2 protein-coding genes and 2 pseudogenes are annotated in these 3,984 nt (G+C 62.8%); all 4 read right to left on the bottom strand.

Features of this window, described 5'->3' with window-relative positions:
• Positions 1 to 908, bottom strand: a pseudogene (locus ACSVIE_RS20965) (cell wall anchor protein); the annotation flags it as partial.
• A 98-nt stretch (positions 909 to 1,006) separates the two neighbouring features.
• Positions 1,007 to 2,227 (bottom strand): hypothetical protein, encoded by a 1,221-nt coding sequence (locus tag ACSVIE_RS20960; protein ID WP_442425140.1) that lies wholly within the window; start codon positions 2,225 to 2,227, stop codon positions 1,007 to 1,009.
• 113 nt (positions 2,228 to 2,340) lie between these two features.
• Positions 2,341 to 3,228 carry an MBL fold metallo-hydrolase gene (locus ACSVIE_RS20955; RefSeq protein ID WP_426003805.1) on the bottom strand — a complete coding sequence of 296 codons (888 nt, stop codon included), beginning with the start codon at positions 3,226 to 3,228 and terminating at the stop codon, positions 2,341 to 2,343.
• A gap of 504 nt (positions 3,229 to 3,732) precedes the next feature.
• A pseudogene (locus ACSVIE_RS20950) lies at positions 3,733 to 3,984 on the bottom strand (BatC protein); the annotation flags it as partial.

Genomic DNA, 3,984 nt, shown 5'->3' with positions numbered 1-3,984 from the left:
GCAGTGGAACCACCACCAGCCGCACCGGCTGAAGAACCACCACTCGTAGCCGCCGAATCACCCAGGACACCAACCGCTGTCGAACCAACAGTCACCGGAGCCGTCACCGGAGCAACAACCTGCGTCCCGGAAGCGACGCCATCATGACCACTGGTAGTAGCTCCGGAAGCAGCAGCCTCACCGCCGGAAGTCGCTGGCGCCGTCGAGGAGGCGGTTGCATCCCCGCCAACTCCCGCGGCAGTGGCTCCGATGTTAACAGGGACCGAAATCGGAGCCACTACCTGAGCGCCGGATGCGATAATTTCTCCCCCCGACGTTGTTGCCTGCGCCGGCGCTTGTGCCGGCGCAGAAGATGTTGCTGCTGGTGTTGAGGTGGCCGATGAGTCTCCCAACGCACCCACCGACGTGGACCCCACGGTCACGGGGACCGTCACCGGAGCTACTACCTGTGTTCCTGAAGCAACTCCGTTCGATCCGCTGGTGGAAGCGGTCGACGCGGGAGCACCCGAGCCGGACGGAGTTGCTGACGTGGCCGGACCCGCCGCAGTGGAGCCCCCCAGCAGACCCACTGATGACGAGCCCAGGTTTATGGGCGCCGTAACCGGAGCGACTACTTGGGTTCCAGAGCCAATGGCGTTGGACCCGTTCGTTCCGGCGTTCGGCGCAGCGCTGGAAGCGGGGGCTGCCGCTGGCGCTTTGGTCGTTGCTGCTGAGTCTCCGGCTATACCCAGAGACGTAGCCCCAAGGTTGATTGGTGCCGTGACGGGGGCAACCACCTGGGTTCCGGAAAGGAGTCCATCCTCGCCGTTGGTTGTTGTGCCGGCTGCTTGTGCCGCGGTCGTGCCGAGAGCCACGAGGCCGCCGGCAAAGCATGTGCCCACGAGGCACCTGCGTAAAGTCGAGTTCATTGTGATCTTCTCCTGAAGTTCTTGTTCCCAGAGACGTCCTCACGAGGATCGTCATCATGACCGTTTGCCGCGGACGGAGCAGCGGCACGGCTGGGAAACTAGTCAGGAGAGGAGCCGGGATCGAAGGAGACCGGCTTGGGATGGTTTTCGTCGCTGGCAGGACCCATGCCAGCAAGTGCGTCCGCCGGGATAATCAGCGCGTGCTGCAGGAACGCAGCAGCCGCCCCGGAGGTTCCGTTATTCGAGGAGCCGGAGCCCGCACCAACCGCGCCAAGAGGAGCTTCTGGTTGACCGCTCGGAAGCCGGGCAGGCTGCTCACCGTCTGCTGCAAGGCCGACGCCTGTTTGCCCGATGTCCGCCACGGTCGACTGCTCCCCGAACCATGCGCGGAGCAGCATTGCCATCGTCCCGGTAGTGGGTGCGACGTTGGTTTTGGCCGGTTCGTCAACGGCTGTAATGGTTGCCGTTTGGGTTCCGTCACCGGCGGTCCCGACGGCGGGTGGCAGCTGTGCGGCTACGTTTGGGGCGGCAGGCTGCACCTCGGGACCACTACCCGATGCTGGCGGAGCCGAGGCTCCCGGAGCCGTCAGAGGGGGCAGGATTCCGCCGACTGGCGGCAGCGTACCATCGAGCGGCGGAACGCTGCCTAATGCCGGAGGAAGAACTGTATCAACAACGTCCACGACTGTCTGAACCACGGGATCGACAACATTGGTGACCGGCTCAAGAGCGACTGGCGCCAGAACATCGTTGACTGGTGGCACCGCGGTATCGACTTTTGCATCCACAGCACCAGTAATCGGAACCACGGTTGCATCCACAACGGCGCTGACGCTGTCCGCAGGAAGAATTTGGGAAACCACCGGGACACTGGCAACGATGTCATCAGTCGATGCTGCCACCTGGGTGACCACCGGAGTCACAGCTGGCACAGGGACCTTGACCGGCTGCGCTGGAACCACTGCTTTGACCGCTTCGGGAAGAGGCACCGAAGGCAGGGGCACGGTTACAGCCGTTCCAGTTGAAGTCGGCGCGGCCGTTTTGCTTACAGAAGTGCTCACCTCTGACACGGCTTTAGTAGTGGCGACCGTCGTGTGCGTGACCTTGGCGGTGATATTGCCCGTTGCACCCGTTGCGGGGGAAAGCGTGGAAGCGACAGAGGACTTCGCATCCGCAAGCAGTGCGCCTCCATCACCGGTTCCTGAATCTGCGGTGGCAGCCGTTGCAGAGAGAGCCATCCAGATGGCCGTTCCGGCGCCAGCGACCATGACGGAGCGGAGAATCTGCTTGGCACGCGGAATTGCGCTTATGGCCTTCATCTCGACACCCCCCAGGTAGCCGCGAACCGATGGTCGAATTCATCCTAAAACCGGAGTAAGCCGTTAGTCCACGCTTTTAGGGGGTCAAGATGAAAAATTTATAAGGAACCTTGCTAAGAGGAAGGGTAGAACCCTGTTTTCTCAGGCCCGAAGTCGGGAGTAGCCAATGATCCTCCGGCCGGCCGACCATGCTGGGCGTTCGTTTCCTGCAGGCGCTTAATGAACCAGCGCGACTGCTCCGGTCCGTAGGGAAGGACCGGAATGGCCTTGGTCGCGTCCGCAGGCATGTCGCGGATGGACTGGGTGGCCTGCCGCACTGCAGTACTCATGGTGTTGGCCATCGTCTTGACGAACTGGTCGCTGGCCGGCTTGCCGTGCCCCGGAACCAAGTGTTCATAGCGATGACGCAGTGCTGAGATGTGGCGCAGCACGTCAGCCCATTCCTCGGGATACGAGTCTTCGAACGAAGGATGTGCACCCTGCTCAACAAGGTCGCCCACGAACAGGGTCGAGTTGGTTCCGACCAACAGGTCGCCATCTGTGTGTGCACGTCCAAGATAGAAGAGCGTCGCAGTGATGCCACCCAGATCCACCAGGACCGGCTGGTCGCGGACAATCGCGTTGGGAACCACAACCTCGACGGCGTCGCCCTCTCCTGCCGCCATCTCCGGTTCGTTCTCCGCAACCGAGGGCCGTTGGCTGTCAGCATCGCGTTCAATGGCTGCAGCGCAATTCTCATGCGCCCAGAACTCGGTTACTCCTGCATCGGCGAAAACCGCGTTGCCAAAGAAGTGGTCGTAGTGCGCGTGGGTGTTCACCACAACCAGCGGGAGCTCCGTCTTCTCCCGGACAGCGGCCAGGATTTCCCGGGCCTGCCGGGGGCCGCAGCCAGTGTCGATAACCATGGCAAGTTCCTTGCCCACCACGAGTCCGGTGTTGAGGGATGCCCCCTCTGTCTCCAGCACGTAGTTATCCGGTCCAAGTTCCAGCCAAGCTGACAATGCGTTCTCCGTATCCACTGCAATCCGGCGATGTTCAGGCCTCGATTCTACCCACGTGCGGCTGGGAGAACGCGGAACCGGGCCCTCGGCAGCGGGCCCGGACGTCCCTCATCTACGGGTATGGCCCGGAAGCCAGCAAGCTTCCGGGCCATACTTACGAGGTCAGTTCAACCACGGTTGATCGACTAGATCTGACGCGAGGCTTCCTTTCGCCGTGTCACCAGCATGAGAACCAGGCCGATGATGAGAAGGGCAGCGGCACCCGAGACGTACGGGGCCAGCTGAAGGCCCGTGTTGGCTAAGCCATCTCCGGGCACCTCCTCGCAACCCGGACCTTCTGAACCCTCGCCAGGAACCTCAGTCCCGTCACCGGGAACCTCAGTCCCATCACCAGGGGTTTCCTCGCACTGCGAAGGCACCTCCTCGCAACCCGGAACTTCAGAACCGCCGCCAGGAACCTCAGTCCCGTCACCGGGAACCTCAGTCCCATCACCAGGGGATTCCTCACAGACACCGGGCGTCGTCTCCGAAGGAGTCGGGGTCGGAGTTTCCGTCGGCTCCTCCGAAGGAGTCGGGGTCGGAGTTTCCGTCGGCTCCTCCGAAGGAGTCGGCGTCGGGGTTTCCGTCGGCTCCTCCGAAGGAATCGGCGTCGGGGTTTCCGTCGGCTCCTCCGAAGGAATCGGCGTCGGGGTTTCCGTCGGCTCCTCCGAAGGAGTCGGCGTCGGCGTCTCGGTCGGCTCCTCCGAAGGAGTCGGC

It is taken from the genome of Paenarthrobacter sp. NCHU4564, assembly GCF_052156435.1.
In the GTDB taxonomy this organism is placed as follows: domain Bacteria; phylum Actinomycetota; class Actinomycetes; order Actinomycetales; family Micrococcaceae; genus Arthrobacter.
Note: the sequence above shows the minus strand (reverse complement) of the source record. Positions and strands in the feature narration are given on the sequence as shown.